The following is an 18,545-nucleotide window of genomic DNA, read 5'->3' on the forward strand; positions in this document are numbered from 1 at the left end:
CCTGGAACGGCACCGGCTGGCATCACGGCGATGGAGCAGCCCCATCCCGCACCCTCTGTTCACAACCACCGTGCGCATGCGACGTCGAGGCGTGTGTCGGTACGCACCCAGACTTCGCCCCCGGCGGCCTCGGCCGGGGCGTCGACTCGTTCGACACCGAGGAACTCGATCAACTTGAGCAGTTCGGCTCTTTCGGCTCGGTCGTCGTCGACACCGTGCGAGTCGAAGAACACGTAGAACTGGTCGCTCGGGTCCACGCAGCCCGAATCCCCCCAGATCCGTGCGACTTCTTCGATCGCCGCTGCTTCCGTCGTGATCGTGGCGGCGCGAGCGGCCCCGCGAGTCTCCGGTGACGCATCGAGGTCGGCGAGGTCGGAGAACCACTGACCGAAGTGGCGGAGGCCGGCATATCCGTTCTCGAAGAACAGCATCGCGCTCGGAAGGTAGCGATTGCCCCTGTCGACCCGGAGGTACTCCGACCGAGGCGGGTCCCCATCTTCGATCCGGGAGATCACACCTTGCCCGGGCATGAGTACCAAACTCTGCCCCGACAACTCATCATTGATGGTGTAGCTGTCAGAATCTCGACCACGGAAGAACGCGGAGAATGCCACGTAGGCTTCCTGAGGGTCGCCCACGGAGACCTTTTGGTCGTTGCCGTCACCGACAGCGAAGACGAACTGTTTCGGTCCGGGGTCGTAGGCGCGAGCCATATGCGTCCTTCGTTCACGTGTGATAGCTCCACCACCGTAGTCGAATCAGTGCGGACGGACCTGCCGTTCATCGCCGACGAACAGTCAGGAGAACTGGCAAATCGGCCTGCCCCCGCGCCCCCTGAGGCCCCCCTCCTAGGCAGCGATGGCAGCCTCCACCCGGTTGCGTACGCCGAGTTGGCCGAGGGAGCGCTGAAGCAGGCCCTCACCATGCCCTCGACCAGGTGCACCCGCCCCGATTTCGGCGTTGGAGAGCTCCGCTCACTCCCCGCCGCTCACGAGCAGCCATTCACCGGCAGTCGCCGGCCTCGGGTCTCCTAGTCTGGCCGCCTTTCATGTCGCGGTTCTGGTCGCACCGGAGGGCCCCGGGCAGGACCTTGGGAAACACGAGCCGCTTCCACCCCGATAGGCGGCTGAGCGGGCGGCCCCGGCAGCGGCAGCGGCAACAGATCGACACCGAGCAGCTGCTGCGCGTCGCTCGGCAGGCCGACGCCCAGGTCGTGCTGCCGATCTCACTGGGAGACGTGCTGCGGCGCCACACCCGGTCACCGACATCCACGGCGCCCTGGACACGCCGTCCGTGCTGCGCTCCTGGCCGTGGGCCAGGAGCGGACGCCTTGGCGCGACAGGCAGGCGAGCGGGTCCTCCGATGTCGGCGCCGGCGGGCCTGGTGCCGCTCGGACACTGGCACCGCGTCGAAAACTGCCTCGGCCTTCTCCACGTCCTCGGTGCGGGCCGAGGCCATGGCGGCGGCCAGGTGCTGAAGGAGGTCGGGGCTCAGGCCGAGGGCGGCAAAAGGGCTTTGTCGTCGGGCAGGCCGGAGACGAGCTCGGCACGCGTCACATACCGGCGCCCGCTCGCCTGGGCGGTGGACGCCTTCGCGGGTCCACGGGCCGGGACACCATCGGCGGCGTAGTGCGCGCGACCAAGCTGGCGAGCCCAGCGGCCGACCCCGCCTTCGCCACCATCGAAGCTCGCGGGGGATCACCTCGACCTGGACCCGGTCGGCCACCACCGTGCCACCCGAACGTCGCACTACCCCTTCGACTCCTTACGGGATCGGCGCCCGGCTTCCTTCTCGGACCGCTCCAACGCCCGGCAGAACGGGCATGACAGGCCTTCCTGATCGGCCCCGGTGTGGCTGTCCGCACGGTATTCGCCCAGAAGCTCGGCACGTACTCCCGAGACGTACTCGTCATGTTCGTGTGAATGCTTCTTCATGGGTTCGCAAACGGGCAGAACCGAAAGCAGGAGACGGGGCGATGCGCCTTGGGACGAAACAGGGATCTCCAGCCAGCAATGACCTTATAGCGTCACGATTCGGTCACGCACGGTGTTGCGATGCTCTGGCCTGGAAGAGCTCGAGGAAGCAGTGGAGGACGCTGCCGAGCGCATCCAGACCGGCGAACAGCCCGAGATCACCGTTCCGCTGTACGAAACCGCGCGCCCGAGCGCCAGAGCCAACCACTCCGGGCTGGGAGCGCCGTCGGCTGAGCCGCTCGTCTTCACTCCCGGGTGATACCCCCGACCGCGAATGTCCTCTGACGCAATGTGTTGCGCGTACGCAGGCGGGAAGTGCACCTTGAGTCGCCGGAAGCGTCCGTCGTCGGTCGTGCCGACCCGGGCGTTGTAGCCGAAACGGGCTCTCATCTCCACCGTGATCCCGCGTGTCAAGGCCCTTGCTCCTCCTGCCGTCGGAGGCACTTCTCAGGTTGAGAAGCGCGCGGCCGCCGGGCGCTGATCCGTTCACGCGGAGACCAGCTTCCTCCTGTAGAAAATCGCATAAGCGATTCGGAACAGAGCGAGGGCCAGAGCGCTGAGTGCGAGGACAGCGAGAACGATGATCGTGGGGTTCACCCACGCGGGCACGAGACTGGCCGGTGCTGTTCTCTTGGTCGAGACCATGCGCAAGGCCGGGCAGGACCAGGCGATTACGGCGGCGGCGCTGACACCTTGGCGCCGCAAGGCGGCAGGTCGGCAAAGACAAGGCATCTGGCGCGATGTCCCTGCCCGACGGCGTGTATGTCGACGATCGGCCGACCGCAGCCATCGTCGTACGGAACGATGTCGCCCACCCGTAGCTCTCATGGCATCAGCTCTGTCGCCAGCGTCCCCTGCGGCGGGCGTGGCAGACAAGGAGCGATAGCCGGCGGGGCGAGGGTGAATGTGTTGACCGACCCCGCCACGATGGTCCACTGGTGCGTCACCCACGCAGCCTTACCCCACCGCCCGGTCCGTCATTCGAGGTCCTGCCACGATGGTCATCGCCTCACATCCTGCTTCCCCGCGTCCGTTGGGCGAGCTGCGCCGATGGTGCGGCTGTTCGTATCGGTCATCGCCATTTCGGCAGACGGCACATGGGGTTGGCTTTTGTGGGCCGTCCAGGCCGTCGTTGTCCTGGACGGCTGACTCAACGGAGGTCTCGTAGCCCGAGAGACCGAGAACCGCAGGCTTGGCCAGTGCCGGCGCCCCTCGGTCGGTTCCTGACGCCGATATGAGCCGTCAGGAGGAACCGAACGTGAGAGGGGCCCGGCTGATGCCGGGCCCCTCTCTTGTCGTAGCGGGGACAGGATTTGAACCTGCGACCTCTGGGTTATGAGCCCAGCGAGCTACCGAGCTGCTCCACCCCGCGTCGGTGATGCCACTCTACACAGCGCTCAAGAGGTCAGAGGCCCGCGGACGTCAGCCGCGGACGATGTTCTCGGCCTGAGGGCCCTTCTGGCCCGGGGTGACATCGAAGGTGACTGTCTCGCCCTCGACCAGCTCCCGGTACCCGTTGCCGGAGATGTTGGAGTAGTGGGCGAAGACGTCCGGCCCTCCGCCGTCCTGGGCGATGAAACCGAAGCCCTTCTCGGCGTTGAACCACTTCACGGTGCCGCTGGCCATGCTGCGTTCCTTCAAGTCTTGCCGGGGGTACCGGCCGGGTTTTTGTAGGGGGCCTCCTGCTGGAGGAAGACCACCGGAATTCGTTCTACCCGCTCGCAGCCCGACCATTCGATCATCCGTCCACGAGTCGGATGCTGATGCTTAGGGTCGGCAAGGGCGCAGCTCGCCGGCTGACTACCGATCATTCCGAAGCGCGCCTGCCGACAGGAGGCTCGCGTTGGACGACAGGAGAAGCATCAGCCGGCAGGGAATGGTGGGTGGCTCCGGGAGGGCACGGCCACGTCACCCTGTGGGAGCACGCGCCGACCTTGTCGGCAACCTTGGGGCGGCGCTGGTCGGGAGCCGACCGGGCTGCTCCCCCGGTGCGGCTCGGTCGTGCACCGCCCCGTGGTCACGGACGTGACCGGCCCCGGGCGTCGCGCTGATCGTCGAGGTGAGCAGTCAGATCTGGCCAGTGTCCGGACCACCGCACCAGATCGCTCGCGGTCAGCGACCACCGCGAACGCAGGGCTTCGTCCGGCAGGAAGCGGACGCAGGTCCCCGTGGTCCCGTCGGCTTCGACGGGCTGCAGATCGGTCACCGGGACGCCGTGTTCATAGCGCTGGCTCCAGGCTCCGTTCAGACGGCGGTTGGTATGAATCAGCCACTCGCTGAGCGCTGCGACGACGGACATGCCGCGACGCTGACGTCCGTCCGGAAGCAGCTCCGACTCGGGCTCGTCGAAGAATCGAAGATCCTTCGTGGCCATGACCGGCTTCTTCACCACTTCGCCGTGCTCGTCGACCCGAGTGTCGGTGCCCCGGCCGTCATCCTTCACTGACACCGAGCCGTCGGCATGCAGCGTGATCACACACCGTCCGCCGCCCCGGCTCGCTGCCTCGTCAGCGGCGTAAGCAACGACCTCGAGAACAAGGTGTTCGGGTCCGCCCTGCACGAACTCTGCGAATCCCTGACGGATTCGATCGATATGGTCCGCGTCCACGGTGCCGGCCCAGTCGTGCGTAGTGTTGACCCAAGAAGCCCTTGATCCATCCATCCGGCAAGTATCCGTCGGGTTCTCGTTCGGACTGCCGCAACGAACCGGCCAGCAGTGATCGTCGGGGCCGGGTTCGATGCTCTCGCCGAGTCGGCGAGGAGGCTGCGAATCCGGTCGGCGATAGCGTAAGGCCACCACCGGGACCGTTCTCGCCCCGCTCCTGCACTACTTTCACCAACTTCGCTGGAGCTACCGCAAGGACTTCGGCCGCACCCGGCTGCTCATGGTCGACACCCGGGCCGCGCGGGTGCTGGAGGAGCAGCAGCGGGCGATGCTGGACGCCGAGGAGGCGGCCTGGCTTCGCACGCAGGCCTTCGACGACCCCGGCGGCGTCGACCACCTGCTGGTCGGGACCTCGCTCCCCTGGCTGCTGCCCCCGATGGTCCACTTCGCGGAAGGCTGGCACGCGGCGCTCTGCCGGGGCGAACGCGGACCTCGCTGGGCACGCTTCGGTGAATGGCTGCGCCGACGCGCGGACCTGGAGCACTGGGCGGCGTTCACCTCGTCGTTCGAACAGCTCACGGAGACGGTCGCCGAGGTAGGCAGATCCGAGGCCGCTCCGGCGACGGTGTGCGTGCTCTCCGGAGACGTACACCACGCGTACGTGGCCGAGCCCGTCTGGGCCACCGGACAGCAGCCGCGCTCCCGCGTCTTCCAGTTCACCTGCTCACCGCTGCACAACTCGGTGCCCGCAGCCATGCGGGTCGGGTTCCGTTTCGGCTGGAGCCGGTTCGCGAAGATCATCGGGCATCTCCTCGCCCGCCACGGACGGGTCGCGAGACCGGAGGTCCGCTGGGAGCGCACCGGCGGGCCCTGGTTCGGCAACCAGCTGATGACACTGACACTGCGCGGACGTACCGCGCGGCTACGGCTGGAAAAGGCCTCGGCGGATGGGAAGCAGGGGCGCCGCGGGACCGACCGCGCCGGAGCGCGGCTCCTCGGTGTCCACGACCGGAGTCTGACAGATGGGAGCTGACCCCCAGCCGGACCGTGCCCCACACACAGACCCACGCGCCGCGGCGACGGTGGAGCGAGTGAGCTGCGTGCTTCTGGCCGAGGGGCAAACAGACACGGAGGGTGCGGTGTCGGATCAGTGGGACGGGCCTCCGCTGTGCCGGCCAGCTCTGGCTCGGCGTGTGTAGGAGCCGGGCGGAGGGCGGTCAGTACATGACGGAATCAACTCGAGTGGGGTTGGGGGAGCGCGAGATTGGCCGGCTGGACGTGCACAGCCTCTACGCAGGGGCGCGCCTGTGGAGGTCGGTCACCCGGCCCGCTGGGTTGTCGCCCCGGCCTGGGCGGGTACTGCGGGCAGGGGCACGGTGCAGGAGGCGCAGCGTCGGGCCTGTGCCGGGACGGGGCTGAGGCACTCGGGGCGCCTCCGGGCTCACCCTCACCGTCCGCCTCGCCGACGGCGGCACCACCCAGCGCACCCGGCGCCTGCCCGCACCCTCCGCCCACACCGAAGACCTCCGCACCGGCACCCTCCGGCTCCTGGACGCCATGGCCTTCCAACGCGTCCGGATTCGCCGCCTCACCCTGATCGCCGAAGACCTTCGACCGGCCGACGACGGCCCCGGCACCCAGCTCTCCCTCGATGAGGCACGCGAGAACCAACTGCGTCTGGAGGCAGTCGTCGACCGGATCAACGCCAAGTACGGCCGCCGCCTCGCCGGGCCCGCCGCCGCCTACCGGCAGGGCAGCTGAACGCTTCCTCTTGAGGCCGGCAAGCCGACGGGTTCGCGGATTCTCGGATGGACTCGCGGGGAACCGGAGAGGGACGTAGTGCCCGCTGCGGAGTAGCCGACGGGACGAGGTGCCAGCAAGAACAGCGTCACCAGCCGCGAACGGCGGTGATCAGTCTTTCGATGGTGGTCTCCATAGGCTGGGCGGCTCGTACACTGACGAAAATGGAGGACCACACGGCCACCGGGATCGGTGCGCGTCCGGCGCCCGTCTTGCGGCAGTACGTCGACTCGTATGTCGGCTTCGACCTCCGCGGGCTCCCGACCGGGGTGCACTGCGGTCCACCGAGCCGCGCGCTCACTGCGGTGATCAGCCTGTCAGATCCTTTGAAGGTGGCGGGTGTTGACGACGGGTCACCGGTCACTCGATTCGGTAGCGTGGCCGGCGGTCTGATGTGCCGGTCCGTCGCGATTCACCACGACGGACGCCAGCAAGGTGTTCAGGTATCGCTGACACCGCTCGGGGCCCGGGCCATCTACGGCATGCCCGCCGCCGAGCTCGCCCATCGACTGATCCCACTTGACGAGCTTCTCGGAGCGCTCGCCGTCGAGCTGGTCGACCGGCTCCGATCGGAGACGACATGGGCGGCGCGGTTCACCGCGCTGGACGAATTGCTCCTCCGAGCTGTCGGCCGTGGCGCCTGCGGCGACCAGGTGCGCTGTGTGCGCCCCGAGGTAGCCGAGGCATGGCGCTGTCTCGTCGCCGCGCGGGGTTGCGTCCAGGTGGGTGCGGTCGCCGCGGACATCGGCTGGAGCCGTCGGTACCTCACCGAGCGGTTTCGCGGTGAGGTGGGCCTGTCGCCGAAGACCTTCGCCCGAGTCTTGCGCTTCGAGCACGCGCACGAGCTGGCGGCGGCGCGGGACCCGCTCCCGTGGGGCGATGTGGCAACCGTCTCTGGCTACGCCGACCAGGCCCATCTCGTGCGGGACTGGCGCGAGTTCACCGGCCGGTCGCCGACGGTGTGGCGTCGCGGTGAAGTCCTCCTCGGAGCCGGGTAGCCGCCAACCGTCTGCCCCTGCGCGCCGGCTTCTCTTCCCATTTCTTCAAGACCGTCCGATCGCTGCCGTGGACGATCGTCGGCATGAGACTCGTCAACCACGAACGCAACGCCATGGACCTGCGGACCACCCCGGTGCACCTCGGACTGGGATCGAGAGCGAAACCGGTCGAGGGCTTCACCTGGGACCCGAAGGTGCTCCAGGCCTACAGCGCCGCGGTCGCGGCAGACGGCGCCGAGGGCCGGATGGTGATGATCTTCGACGGCGACGGGCCCGGCGACCATTGGGAGAGCCACCCCGCAGGCGACGAACTGGTCGTCTGCCTCACCGGGTCCGTGACGGTCACCCGCGACGTGGACGGTGTCCCCTACCGCGTCCATCTCGGGCCCGGCGAGGCCACGATCAACCCGGCCGGGGTATGGCACGTGGTCGACATGGAAGGGCCGACGTCCATCCTGGCGATCACCGCGAGCCTGGGCACCGACCACCGTCCTCGGACCGACACCCGCCCGACTGAACGCGTCGGCACGCCCGGCCCGGAGGAAGCGCCGTGACGACACGCATCGCGTGCCTCGGCGACAGCCTCACCCGCGCGCAGTTCAGCGTCGACTACCTGGATCTTCTCGGACGACGCCGCCCTCCCGGTGACGTGCAGCTCGCCCGGTTCGGCGCCAACGGCGACTTCGCCTACAACCTCTTGCAGCGCCTGGATACTGTCGTCACGAACCCACCCGATGTGATCACCGTGTTGATCGGGACCAATGACGCCCGAGCGAGCCTTGCCGGCTACCCCGTCGAGCAGGCCATGAAGCGCAAACAGCTCCCCGATCGCCCCTCGGCCGGCTGGTTCCAAGAGTGCCTGGGAGCCGTCGTCGCACGGCTGCGAGCGGAGACCGACGCGACGATCGGTCTGCTGTCGCTACCGGTACTCGGCCAACAACTCGACGGAGCAGCGGCACAGGCATCGCAGGCGTACAGCCGGATGATCGCCGAGGTCGCCGCCACCGACGAGGTGGCCTACCTTCCGCTCCACGAACGCCAGATCGAGGAACTGCGCCAAGCGGACCCGCCGCCGGTTTCATACCGTGAGGTGACGCCCGCAGCGGTCGTCGGCGTCCTCATGCAGCACGCAGTGCTGCGCCGCAGCCTCGACACGATCTCGCGGCGGCGAGGTCTCGTGCTCACGACCGACCACATCCACCAGAACAGCCGCGGTGCCACCCTTATCGCTGAGGTCATCGACGCCGGTCTGCTGCCCCGGAGTCTGTAGCTGGTTCCGGCGCCCGGCCAGCCGGATGCCATCTACCGCGTGGTGGTGGCATCCGAGCCAGGTGGTCAACGCCTACGACGCTGGGCTGGTACACGGGCACCGATGCGCCAGACGAGATCGGACCGCTCCCCCGGGCCACCCTTCCTGGCCGCGTGGTCCAGCCCGGGGCGGGTCCGCCTGCGGAAGCTTCGGCTAGGGCCTGTCCGGCGGGTCAGGCCCTGGTGTCTGTCCAGCAGGGTTTCGGGCTTGCGCTTTCCGTTGCGGCAACTTCTACGGTCATATGTGTGGCCGGAGAGACCGGCCCGGCGAGGGAGGGCACCGGCATGGCCTGGTCGATCGCGGAGGTGGCGCGGATGTCCAAGGTGACATCGCGGACGCTGCGGCACTACGACGAGATCGGCCTGCTGCCGCCCGCATGGATCGGAAGCAACGGGCACCGCTACTACGAGGAGGCCGATCTGCTGCGGTTGCAGCAGATCCTGCTGATGCGGGAGCTGGACCTGGGGCTGCGCGAGATCCAGGCGATCCTGGACAGCCGGCTCGACCAGGTGGCCGTGCTCCGCGAGCACCACCGACGGCTGCTCGCGGAACGGGACCGGCTGGAGACGCTGGCCCGTACGGTCGGCCGCACCATCGCCGAACTGGAAGAAAGTCGGGACAACGGGAAGATGACGAAGATCAACAAGCCGGAGAACCTGTTCGAGGGGTTCCAGGCCCCCTCCGAGGCCGAGGCCGAGGTACGGGAGCGGTGGCCGCAGGCGTGGGAGCAGTCCCGGCAGGCAGCCGAGGCGATGACCTCCGAGGACAAGGAGCGCTGGCAGCGTGAGGTGACGGCGCAGATGATCCGTATGGCGGAGTTCATGGTGGCCGGCACGCCGGTCTCCGACCCCTCGGTGCAGGCCGAGGTGGAGGCCAACTACCAGCAGATCTGCCGTTTCTGGACCCCGAGCGCGGCCGCGTACAAGGGAGTGGGCCAGACCTATGTGGACGACCCGCAGATGCGGGCAAACTTCGACAAGATCGCCGAAGGACTCGCCGTCTACCAGCGCGATGCCATGACCGTGTACGCCGATGCCCGGCTGAGCTGACCGCACGCGCCTAAGGGCGGTGCGGCGGGTCATGAGCGCAGCCAGAGGCAAAGGCTGCGACGGTCACGGTGCCGTGGAGATACGCCCGCCTGTCGAATCGGGTGGCTACGGAGCGGAAGCCCTTGAGGGCGTGGATCGTTCGCTCGACTTCGTTCCTGCGTTTGCAGAGCGTCGTGTCGAAGCCGGTGGGCCGACCGTCCCGGCTGCCACGGTGCTGCCTGTTGGCCCACTGGTTTCTCGGTTCGGGGACGGTGTGCTTGATCTGGCGCCTGCGCAGGTAACGGTTACGACAGGATGAGCCGCCCTATCGCCGCTGAGGTGACAGGCCGGGTGCGCGGGTGACCGCCACCCGGCCGTGGTACGCGAACGCCCTCAAGGACCGGGATCAACCGAGGTGCGTCACCCCACTGACCTGGCGGGATCAGCACCGCCAGGGGCCGGCAGCCGCCGTCTCCGACGAGATGAGCCGCTACGAGTACACCTGCCACCAGCGATCCGCTTCAGCCCGAGCCACTTCGGCGTCGTACTGACTCGCGTCGAAGTGGAGCTCCGGCGGGGGGTAGGGCATCTCGGTGTGCGCCGCCCATGGAACTTCCCAGTCCGACCACTGCACGATCTCCCCGAACCGCTGCACGACCACAGTCAGGAAGCCGCAGCAGCCACCCGTACAGTCCGGCTCGCCCAGCTCCAGGCGGCGCGCCTCGCCGGTCGCCCGTAGAGGGCTGGGGTGGCCGGCCAGCAGCGCCTCGGCCGCGTACGGTCCGCGACCACCTGCACCGACCGTCTCTTCGACCACGTCCTCGCCGTTGACCCAGAACCGCAGCTGGGCAGGGAACCGGCGTCCCGGCGGCAACGCCTTGATCTCCAGACGATCGAACATCAGGCCACCCTACGGGCGCGCAGCCCCCTGCTGCGCCACGAGGACCCTGCGATCGCCTCCCGCACCTGCGACGTGTGGGAGGCCGTCGGCCACAAACAGGCGGTTACGCCAACCACGACAGATGCGGGGCGACAGCCACGGTCGCTACGTCGCCTGCTGCGGTGCGCCCGCTCGCGTGCAGCCCGGTCCTCCGGCCAAGGCGAGTCCACCACAAGCCGACCACTGGAGACGCGGATCGAGGCCACCAAAGATGTCTCCGCCACGACTACGGGCACGAGCGGATCATCGGAACGCACACCCAACCGCTCCCCCACAGTGAAAACGGCTCCCAGATACGCGGACCTCTCCGGACCTGCCTCCACCACCGGGCCCACATCCTTCACGGGCCTATCCCTCTCGACGCTCAGGAACAACCCTAGGGCGTGGCTCCTTGACGCGGTTCACCTCTCCAGTGACGGCCAGGCATCATGGGTCCGTGCCGACCTACGTGCCCTCCCCAGACGAAGTAGCCGCCGCGATGACCGAGAACGGCGGCTGGACGAAGAAGCAGCTTGCGGAATGGGGCATCCCCTTCCCTCCTCCGCATGGCTGGAAGAAGCACCTGGAGGCCAAGTGGCGCGGCGAAGACGTACCGCCGCTGCCGCGGGAGGAGCCTGACCAAGACGCTCTGTTCTAGCCCACGAAGGGCACACATCTGGTGGAGGTAGCCAGGCGTCGATCCCCCGCCGAGCATCACCGCAGCGGCCGTCATAAACGGGGGCCCTCGCCATGTTGTCGCCCGAGCGTGGTCCGTACAGCTGCGGTTCGCGTCTCAGAGACATCGAGGCCTGCGGCTTCGTGGGTGAGGAGGTGCACGGCGGATGCTCAGCGGCCGGAGGCGCCTCGGGATGGCCAAGACACGGGACGCCTCGCCGGCGGGGACGGGGGAATCCGCCGGCACGCGCGGCGGTCAGGGCGCGGTCGGCCGCAACCCAGGCGGCGTCGGAGTGCTGCTTGGCGGCGAGTTCCGCAGCGAGTGCACAGGCGCGGGCGAGTACCGCGGACGCCTGTCGGCGGTCCTGGCCGCTCGCAGCATCTCGCGTCGCCTCGGCGGTGGCGAGGAGCCCGGGGAGCGTGACGCTGAGGTAGCTGTAGTGGGCGCTGGTGAAGGCGCACCGAGCGGCTGCGGTCCGCGCCGCAAGATCAGCCAGTGACGCCGGTTCGGCGGTTGGCAGGCGAGAGAGGACATCGTCCGGGTCGGTGGCCGGCAAGGCGTGAGCCGCTGAGGAAGACGAGGTCGGAGCGCGGGGCGAACTCCACATCACCCTTGGCCAGTCGTTCCCGCACCAGGGTGCCGATCCAGTCGTCGCCCGCGCAGTCGAGCATCGCCACCCGCAGCCCGAGCGCCCGGGCCCCGAGGGCCACGTTCCCGCCGGTGTGCCCGGCCCACTCCTCGATCGGTCCGACGTGGACCGAGTCGGCGAGCGGTGCCGGAAGGGAGTCGACCCTGACGATGGTGTCCACGCCGCCGCCACCGACCACGAGGACGTCGTACGCCGCGCTCCCACTCATGTCATTCGTCTGCCTCTCTGCTCCCGCCGCCGCCCAGTACGGCTTCCCACGGTCCCGTGCGACGAGGCTTCGTCGCCTCGGCGGAGAAGTTCTGCCACCCGCCGGAATCGGACATAGGGTTCTTTTCGTTGACGTGCCGCCACCCCGTCGGGCACCCCGGGGCGGCCGGCCACCTCCCGTCGGAAGGGACCCGATGCACCCCCACCTCAGCACCGCCGTTCTGGCCCGGCTGCGCGAGCCGCGGCCGTACCCGGCGCTGTCGATCGTCATGCCCACGCACCGTCGCGAACCGGACAACGCGCAGGACCCGGTCCGTCTGCGCAACCTCGTCGCCGAGGCCGAGCAGCGTCTCACGGCGGATCCGGCCGTCACCCGCGAGCGCCGCCTGGACGTGGTCGGGCAGCTGCGGGCCGCCGTGTCCGAAGTCGACCTGACGCACGCCGAGGACGGCCTGGTCCTCTTCGCCGCGCCCGGCGAGCACCACGTATGGACGGTGTCCCGTGCGGTACCGGAGCGGGTCGTCCTCTCGGACACGTTCCTGACCCGCAACCTCGTCGCCGCGCGCACACTCGACCGGCCCCACTGGGTCCTGGTGGTGGCGGCCGACCGGGTGTCCTTGTGGAGCGGGTCCGGCGAGCGGCTGACCGAGCGGTCCGACGACACCTTCCCCGTCACGCGGAGCCTGGAGAAGCAGGACGTGGAGCGGGAGGAGCGCGTCGGCGACGTGCCCGGCACCTACGGGGACGAGCGGACACGGCAGTTCCTGCGCGACGCGGACGCGGCGGCGGTGATGGCCCTGGACGCCGACCCCCGGCCGCTCTACATCGTCGGTGACGCCCCCGCGCTCTCGCTCCTGGCCGAGGTCGGGACCGTCGCCAAGCACGCGCTGACCACGGTCACGCACGGCGGCCTCGCGGCCGGACCGGCCTCGGCCGTACGTGACGCGGTCGCGCCGGCGGTCGGGGAACAGTCGCGGCACGAGGTGGCGTCGCTGCTCGGTCAGCTGGACCGGGCGCGCAGCCAGAAGACCTTCGCGGGCGGCCTGGACGAGGTCTGGCGCGGTGTGTCCGAGGGCCGGGTGGGGCTGCTGGCGGTGGAGGACACGTTCCGGGTGACGGTACGCGACCACGGCGACCACCTCGAGCCCGTCGCGGCGGGCGAGGCGGACTCGCGGGAGGACATCGTGGACGAGATCGTCGAGCGGGCCCTGAGCTCCGGCGCCCGGGTGCGCTTCGTTCCCGACGGCACGCTCGCCGCGGCGGGTCGCGTCGCGAGCGTACTGCGCTACTGAGAGCGGTTCCGACGCGCCTCCGACGCCACGGCTCCGACGGACCGTCACCAAAGGGCCGACGCGCCGGCCGACAGCGTTCCGGCGCGCTGCCTCCGGGAGGTTCGCGCCCCCCGTCTGCCGCCGAAGCTCCGGCGGGCCGTCACCGCGAGGCTTCTACCCCCGCCGAACTCCGACGGGCCGTTCGGCGAGCGGTTCCGACGCGTCCGGGCCCCTCCCCGGGTCGCGCCGGGGGCCCGGATGGCTCAGGATGAGGGGATGCGTGCGCCTCCGTGGATGCCGGTCCTTCGCGGCGTGGCCTACGTGTGCGCGGTGCTGTGCGTACTGATCGTCGCCGCCACGGCCACGGCCCGCAGCACCGTACTGAACGCGGGTTTCCACCGCGACGTCCTCGCCCGGGAGCGGACCTACGAGCGGCTGTACGACGAGGTGCTCGTCGATCCCGAGCTGACCCCCGTCACCCGTGAGCTGCTGGGGCGGCTTCCGGTGAACGAGGCCGTGCTGACGTCCAATCTGAAGACGGTCCTGCCGCCGGAGACCCTTCGCGCCCTGACCGACGAGCAGATCGCGCATCTGATCGCGTACCTGCGGGGCGACCGGGACGCTCTGACACTCTCCGCCGACCTCAAGCCCGTCGTGGACAACCTCGGTCACCTCACGCAGGCGTACTTCGGCGACCTGGTCGCCTCCCTCCAGGAGCGGCCCGCCCCCGACTTCCCGGCCTTCCTCCGCGAACTCGACGCCTCGCTCGTCGAGGTGGCGGCCGGACGGCCACCGGCCGGGCTGCCGAAGCTGTCCCTGACCGCCGATCAGGCGGCCACCGCCTCCGACGCCCTCCTCCGGCTCGTACCCGAGGACCGGCGCGAGGACCTGCGTCCCGAGGTGGACCTCGCGCTGCGGGACGGCGACGTGGCGACGGCGCTGGCGTCCGTGGGGCCCGCCGTCTTCTCCGACCGGACCCGCGAGGCCGTCGAGCGTGTGCGTACGGCCGCCGACGACGGCAGCTGGAACATCACGGCCGACCTCGAACGCGGCGACGGCTCCCTCGACACCGTCCACCGGATCCGTGGAGCCACCCATCTCACCCTCGGTGTCGTGGAGCCGCTGGCCGCGCTCCTGGGGGCGGCGGCGCTCGCCGCCCTGTGGTTCACGGGCCCCGAGTCACTCCCCCGGCGGCTGCGCCACCTGGGGTGGGCCCTGGCGGCGGGAGGCATCCTGACGGCCCTGGCCGTGGCCGTGCTGAGTCTGACCGCGGGCGGCCGGGTGGTCTCTCCCCCGGCGTCCTGGCCGGATTCGCTGACCCGTCTCGTGGACGACATCCAGCGCACCGCGCTCGACCGTGTCCTCTCCGGAGCGCTGACGGCCGCGTTCGTCGCTCTGGCGGCCGGGGCGACGGCCCTCGCCCTGGGGCTTGCCGTCCAGCGGCGCCCCGTCCTGGAGGTGGCGCGCCGCGCGTCCGTCTGGTCGGCGGCCGGCGTGACGGCCGTGGCGCTCAGCGGCGTGGCCCTCGTCCCCCTCGCCTTCGCCGGCGGCGGGTCCCGGGTCTGTCAGGGGGACGCGCGGTTGTGCGACCTGCGGTACGACGAGGTCGCCCAGCTCACCTCGCACAACGGCATGTCGACGACCGCGGACCGGTTCATCGGACCGCTCCAGGACCCCGACATCACCGGTCAGCTGAACGCCGGGGTACGCGCGCTCCAGCTGGACACCTACCGGTGGGAGCGGCCCGAGGAGGTGACGGCCCGGCTGGCGGAGTCGGACTTCCCGCCGGAGACCAGGCTGCGGATCGTGGACGCCGTCACACGGTTCAATCCGCCGAGGCCGGGCCTGTGGCTGTGTCACTCCGTGTGCCGCGCCGGGGCGGTGGAGCTGGTTCCGGCCCTGCGGCGGATCGGCGACTGGCTGCGCGACCACCCCACCGAGGTCGTCACCCTCATCGTCCAGGACTCCGTCAGCGCCGCCGACACCGAGGCGGCCTTCCGCGAAGCGGGCCTGGAGGACCTGCTCCACACGCCCCACCGGGATCCGGACCGCCGCTGGCCCACGCTCGGCGAGATGGTCGACTCCGGGCGCCGGCTCGTGGTGTTCGCCGAGCGGGCCGACGGACCGGCGCCCTGGTACCGCAATTTCTACGACTACGCCATGGAGACGCCGTACGCCTTCCGCGACCCCGGGGAGATGTCCTGCGTGCCGCACCGGGGCGGCACGGACAAGCGGCTGTTCCTGCTCAACCACTTCGTCACGATCGACGGCGGCAGTCGCCTGGACGCGGCGAAGGTGAACGCGCGCGACAGCGTCCTCGACCGTGCGCACGCCTGCGAACGCGCGCGCGGCAGGCCCGTCACCTTCGTGGCCGTCGACTACGTGACGATCGGCGAGGCGCGGTCCGCCGTGGACGCGCTCAACGCGGAACGGGCGGACGGTTCCTGAGGCGGGGCACCTCCGAGGCGTCGGCGTGCCGGGCGGCCCCGGGACTCGACGGGCCCGGTTCTCCCGGGCGTCGACGGGCGGGGCTCCTTCGACGCGTCGGCGTGGCGGTCCGGGACGCCTCCCGACGTGCGGGAAATGATCCCGGTATGAGCGAGACGTCTTTCATCGTCGGCTTCGACGGTTCCGAGAACAGCCGGCGGGCCCTCGAATGGGCTCTGAGCGCCGCCCGGGGGGCGGGCGCGCCCCTCGTGGTCGCCCATGTGCGCTCCGAGGCCCTCCAGCTCGGCGCCGCCCGCATCTCCTCCTTGGGGGAGGAGCCGGAGATCCGCGACTCGGTCACCGACGGCGTGCGTGCGTGGATCGAGGAGCGGGGCGGCGTGCCGGCGGACGCCGGGAGCGGCGAGTGGGGCGGGCAGGGCGGCGGGGGTGTGCCCGTGCGGTACGTGTCCCTGGACGGCTCGGTGACCGACGCGCTGCTGGCCGAGGCGCGCCATGCCGGGCTGCTGGTGGTCGGCTCGCGCGGCCGCGGTGGTTTCGCGACGCTGCTGCTGGGCTCGACCAGCCGGAAGCTGGCGTCGGCCGCGGCGTGCCCGGTCGTCGTCGTGCCGCACGAGGCGCGGGCCCTGTCGCTGGAGAGCGGCGCGGAGGCGGGACGGATCCTGGCCGGCGTCCACCCGGACGAGACCTCGGACGAGGTGCTCGACTTCGCCTTCGAGGCCGCGCGGCAGCGCGGTGTGGGTCTCGAAGCGGTGACCGCCTACCGTGTGCCGCCGTCGCCGGTGATGCTGATCGGGCCGCCCGCTCCGGCCTTGCAGGTGCCGCCTCCGCTTCCGTTGGAAGACGCTCCGGATCTCGTGCGGGAGACGGCCGAGCGGCAGCGGGAGCGGCTGCGGCCGTTCACCGAGCGCTTTCCGGAGGTGGAGGTCGTGCCCTCGGTCGTGCCGTCGGACGCGGCGGGGCAGTTGGTGGAGGGGTCCCGGAGCGCGGGTCTCGTCGTGGTGGGGCGCCATCGTGGGCACCGGGTGGAGTCGCTGCTCATGGGCTCGGTCGCGCATGCCGTGGTGCATCACGCGCACTGCCCGGTGGCGGTGATCCCGCCGCCGGCGCGCTGAGACCTTACCGGGTGGCGGAGTCCGGCCCTACGGGACGGCCGGGGCGGCAGGGGAGCCGGGGAGCGGAACGGCCGGGGCGGCGGGGCGGCGGCCGGGAGCCGTGGAGAAGAACGGCCCGGAGGCGCAGGTCAGCCGGGGGCCCGGAGTCCGCGATGCAGTGCACCCTAGCGGGGCGCGGGCGGGAATCGGAGCGCATTGGCGAGAACTCGTCAGCGGGAGTGCGGAGTCGGCGCCCCGCCACGGGGAAGTCGATACGTTCGTCCCCGGCGTTCCCGATCTTGAGGAGTGTGGACGTGCCGCCCGAGCCCGCCCGTCGTCCGGCGTCCACGGACGACTATCTGTTCTCGTTCGTCGACCGGGAGAGGGAGATGGCCGAGCGGACCGGGCGCCCGCCGGTCCCGCTCGGTGTCGGCGACTGCGATCTGCCGACTCCTCCGCACATCGTCGAGGCGATGCGGGAGGCCGTGCGGGACCTCTCCCCGCACCGCCACGCGCCCTGTCGCGGCGCGCGCCTCCTGCGGGAGGCGGCGAGCGGCTTCCTGGCCCGGCGCTTCGGCGTGGCGGCCGACCCCGAGACCGAGGTGCTGGCGACCCTGGGCAGCAGGGAGGCCATGGCCCATCTGGCGCTCGCCTATCTGGACTGGGACGACGTGGTGCTCGTACCGGACCCGGCCTATCCCGTCTACGCGACCTGGGCGAGGCTCTGCGGCGCGGAGGTGGTGCGCGTACCCCTGCGGGAGCGGAACGGCTTCCTGCCGGACCTGGAGGCCATTCCGGCCGACACCGCCCGCCGGGCCAAGCTGTTCTGGATCTGCTATCCCAACAACCCCACGGGGGCGGTGGCCTCCCGCGCCTTCTACGACGAGCTGGCCCGGTTCGCACTGCGCCACGACATCCTGGTGGCGTCCGACGCGGTCTACAGCGAGATCTACTACGACGGCGCGCCCCCGCCGTCCTTCCTCGGCTCCCCCGGCGCGATGGAGTGCGGGATCGAGTTCCACTCCCTGTCGCAGGCGTACCACATGCCGGGCCGGCGGGTCGGCTTCGCGGCCGGCAATCCGCACGCCGTGGGGGCGCTGCGCGCCGTCAAGACCCATTCGGACGCGGGGGCGTTCGGCGCCGTCCAGCACGCGGCGGTGACCGCCCTCACCGACACCACGGAGTATCCGGACCGGCTGCGGGACGTCTACCGCGCGCGCATGAACCTCCTCTGCGACGGCCTGGAGGCGGCCGGTCTCGAGGTGCTGCGCCCCCGCGCGGCGGTGTACACCCTGGTCCGTACGCCCGGGGGCGTCTCGAGCGAGTGGTTCTCCGAGGAGCTGCTGCACCGGGCGGGCGTCTCCTCCATCCCTGGGACGGCGTTCGGGCCGTGCGGGGAGGGGTTCGTGCGGCTGACGACGTGCGCGAGCACCGAGCAACTGACGGAGGCGGTGCGGAGGATCGCCGCCGCCCGCCTCGTCGGCTGACCCCCCGCGCCCGGAGGTGCAGGAAGAGCGGCTGCAAGGAAGGCCGCTTCATCGAAGCGCTTCGACGCGGCCGTCGAGAAGCTA

The 18,545-nt window shown here is 70.5% G+C and carries 14 protein-coding genes, 1 tRNA gene and 4 pseudogenes; 12 read left to right on the forward strand and 7 right to left on the reverse strand.

Annotated features, from left to right (window positions below):
* Positions 1–59: 59 nt before the first annotated feature.
* The 4 genes from ACZ68P_RS21580 to ACZ68P_RS21595 form a co-directional block, all read right to left on the reverse strand.
* Entirely contained in the window at positions 60–713 is a 654-nt protein-coding gene (locus ACZ68P_RS21580; protein WP_471008460.1) for a hypothetical protein, read from the reverse strand.
* A gap of 2,558 nt (positions 714–3,271) precedes the next feature.
* A tRNA-Met gene (locus ACZ68P_RS21585) sits at positions 3,272–3,345 on the reverse strand.
* 50 nt (positions 3,346–3,395) lie between these two features.
* Entirely contained in the window at positions 3,396–3,599 is a 204-nt protein-coding gene (locus ACZ68P_RS21590) for a cold-shock protein (RefSeq protein ID WP_471008462.1), read from the reverse strand.
* Positions 3,600–3,990: 391 nt separating this feature from the next.
* The gene (locus tag ACZ68P_RS21595) at positions 3,991–4,449 is read right to left on the reverse strand and encodes a hypothetical protein (protein ID WP_471008465.1); all 459 of its coding nucleotides are present in this window, start codon (positions 4,447–4,449) and stop codon (positions 3,991–3,993) included.
* A gap of 364 nt (positions 4,450–4,813) precedes the next feature.
* Here ACZ68P_RS21595 and ACZ68P_RS21600 point away from each other — a divergent pair.
* The 6 genes and pseudogenes from ACZ68P_RS21600 to ACZ68P_RS21625 all read left to right on the forward strand — a co-directional run.
* Positions 4,814–5,611, forward strand: a pseudogene (locus ACZ68P_RS21600) (metallophosphoesterase family protein); the annotation flags it as partial.
* A gap of 455 nt (positions 5,612–6,066) precedes the next feature.
* A pseudogene (locus ACZ68P_RS21605) lies at positions 6,067–6,339 on the forward strand (hypothetical protein); the annotation flags it as partial.
* Positions 6,340–6,542: 203 nt separating this feature from the next.
* Positions 6,543–7,376 carry a helix-turn-helix domain-containing protein gene (locus ACZ68P_RS21610; RefSeq protein WP_471008468.1) on the forward strand — a complete coding sequence of 278 codons (834 nt, stop codon included), beginning with the start codon at positions 6,543–6,545 and terminating at the stop codon, positions 7,374–7,376.
* A gap of 83 nt (positions 7,377–7,459) precedes the next feature.
* The gene (locus ACZ68P_RS21615) at positions 7,460–7,930 is read left to right on the forward strand and encodes a cupin domain-containing protein (RefSeq protein ID WP_471008470.1); all 471 of its coding nucleotides are present in this window, start codon (positions 7,460–7,462) and stop codon (positions 7,928–7,930) included.
* Positions 7,927–8,646 carry an SGNH/GDSL hydrolase family protein gene (locus ACZ68P_RS21620; protein WP_471008472.1) on the forward strand — a complete coding sequence of 240 codons (720 nt, stop codon included), beginning with the start codon at positions 7,927–7,929 and terminating at the stop codon, positions 8,644–8,646. Before ACZ68P_RS21615 ends, ACZ68P_RS21620 begins: the two co-directional genes overlap by 4 nt.
* 323 nt (positions 8,647–8,969) lie before the next feature.
* Positions 8,970–9,734, forward strand: a complete 765-nt coding sequence (locus tag ACZ68P_RS21625) for a MerR family transcriptional regulator (RefSeq protein WP_471008794.1) — start codon at positions 8,970–8,972, stop codon at positions 9,732–9,734.
* A 29-nt stretch (positions 9,735–9,763) separates the two neighbouring features.
* Here the strand turns inward: ACZ68P_RS21625 and ACZ68P_RS21630 are convergent.
* A pseudogene (locus ACZ68P_RS21630) lies at positions 9,764–10,198 on the reverse strand (transposase family protein); the annotation flags it as partial.
* Positions 10,199–10,203: 5 nt separating this feature from the next.
* Complete coding sequence (locus tag ACZ68P_RS21635) at positions 10,204–10,614, reverse strand: hypothetical protein (protein ID WP_471008474.1); 411 nt, start codon at positions 10,612–10,614, stop codon at positions 10,204–10,206.
* Between the two features lie 475 nt (positions 10,615–11,089).
* Between ACZ68P_RS21635 and ACZ68P_RS21640 the strand changes: the two genes are divergently transcribed.
* Positions 11,090–11,290, forward strand: coding sequence for a hypothetical protein (locus ACZ68P_RS21640; protein ID WP_471008477.1), 201 nt, complete (start codon positions 11,090–11,092; stop codon positions 11,288–11,290).
* 211 nt (positions 11,291–11,501) lie between these two features.
* Positions 11,502–11,807 carry a hypothetical protein gene (locus ACZ68P_RS21645; protein ID WP_471008480.1) on the forward strand — a complete coding sequence of 102 codons (306 nt, stop codon included), beginning with the start codon at positions 11,502–11,504 and terminating at the stop codon, positions 11,805–11,807.
* A 97-nt stretch (positions 11,808–11,904) separates the two neighbouring features.
* Here the strand turns inward: ACZ68P_RS21645 and ACZ68P_RS21650 are convergent.
* Positions 11,905–12,165, reverse strand: a pseudogene (locus tag ACZ68P_RS21650) (carbohydrate kinase family protein); the annotation flags it as partial.
* A gap of 193 nt (positions 12,166–12,358) precedes the next feature.
* Between ACZ68P_RS21650 and ACZ68P_RS21655 the strand changes: the two are divergent.
* The 4 genes from ACZ68P_RS21655 to ACZ68P_RS21670 all read left to right on the forward strand — a co-directional run bounded on the left by ACZ68P_RS21655 (position 12,359) and on the right by ACZ68P_RS21670 (position 18,461).
* Complete coding sequence (locus ACZ68P_RS21655; protein WP_471008482.1) at positions 12,359–13,456, forward strand: baeRF3 domain-containing protein; 1,098 nt, start codon at positions 12,359–12,361, stop codon at positions 13,454–13,456.
* 255 nt (positions 13,457–13,711) lie between these two features.
* Complete coding sequence (locus tag ACZ68P_RS21660; protein WP_471008485.1) at positions 13,712–15,883, forward strand: PI-PLC domain-containing protein; 2,172 nt, start codon at positions 13,712–13,714, stop codon at positions 15,881–15,883.
* Between the two features lie 146 nt (positions 15,884–16,029).
* Positions 16,030–16,995 (forward strand): universal stress protein, encoded by a 966-nt coding sequence (locus tag ACZ68P_RS21665; RefSeq protein ID WP_471008487.1) that lies wholly within the window; start codon positions 16,030–16,032, stop codon positions 16,993–16,995.
* A gap of 293 nt (positions 16,996–17,288) precedes the next feature.
* Positions 17,289–18,461 carry an aminotransferase class I/II-fold pyridoxal phosphate-dependent enzyme gene (locus ACZ68P_RS21670; protein ID WP_471008489.1) on the forward strand — a complete coding sequence of 391 codons (1,173 nt, stop codon included), beginning with the start codon at positions 17,289–17,291 and terminating at the stop codon, positions 18,459–18,461.
* The last annotated feature ends 84 nt before the right edge of the window (positions 18,462–18,545 follow it).

The sequence above is a fragment of the Streptomyces sp. NPDC036822 genome (genome assembly GCF_055609145.1).

Bases quoted from the DNA above. Each gene is read 5' to 3' on its own strand.
- ACZ68P_RS21580 (WP_471008460.1), bottom strand. From the start codon at position 713: ATGGCTCGCGCCTACGACCCCGGACCGAAACAGTTCGTCTTCGCTGTC.
- ACZ68P_RS21590 (WP_471008462.1), bottom strand. From the start codon at position 3,599: ATGGCCAGCGGCACCGTGAAGTGGTTCAACGCCGAGAAGGGCTTCGGT.
- ACZ68P_RS21610 (WP_471008468.1), top strand. From the start codon at position 6,543: ATGGAGGACCACACGGCCACCGGGATCGGTGCGCGTCCGGCGCCCGTC.
- ACZ68P_RS21615 (WP_471008470.1), top strand. From the start codon at position 7,460: ATGAGACTCGTCAACCACGAACGCAACGCCATGGACCTGCGGACCACC.
- ACZ68P_RS21625 (WP_471008794.1), top strand. From the start codon at position 8,970: ATGGCCTGGTCGATCGCGGAGGTGGCGCGGATGTCCAAGGTGACATCG.
- ACZ68P_RS21635 (WP_471008474.1), bottom strand. From the start codon at position 10,614: ATGTTCGATCGTCTGGAGATCAAGGCGTTGCCGCCGGGACGCCGGTTC.
- ACZ68P_RS21645 (WP_471008480.1), top strand. From the start codon at position 11,502: ATGGCCAAGACACGGGACGCCTCGCCGGCGGGGACGGGGGAATCCGCC.
- ACZ68P_RS21655 (WP_471008482.1), top strand. From the start codon at position 12,359: ATGCACCCCCACCTCAGCACCGCCGTTCTGGCCCGGCTGCGCGAGCCG.
- ACZ68P_RS21660 (WP_471008485.1), top strand. From the start codon at position 13,712: ATGCGTGCGCCTCCGTGGATGCCGGTCCTTCGCGGCGTGGCCTACGTG.
- ACZ68P_RS21665 (WP_471008487.1), top strand. From the start codon at position 16,030: ATGAGCGAGACGTCTTTCATCGTCGGCTTCGACGGTTCCGAGAACAGC.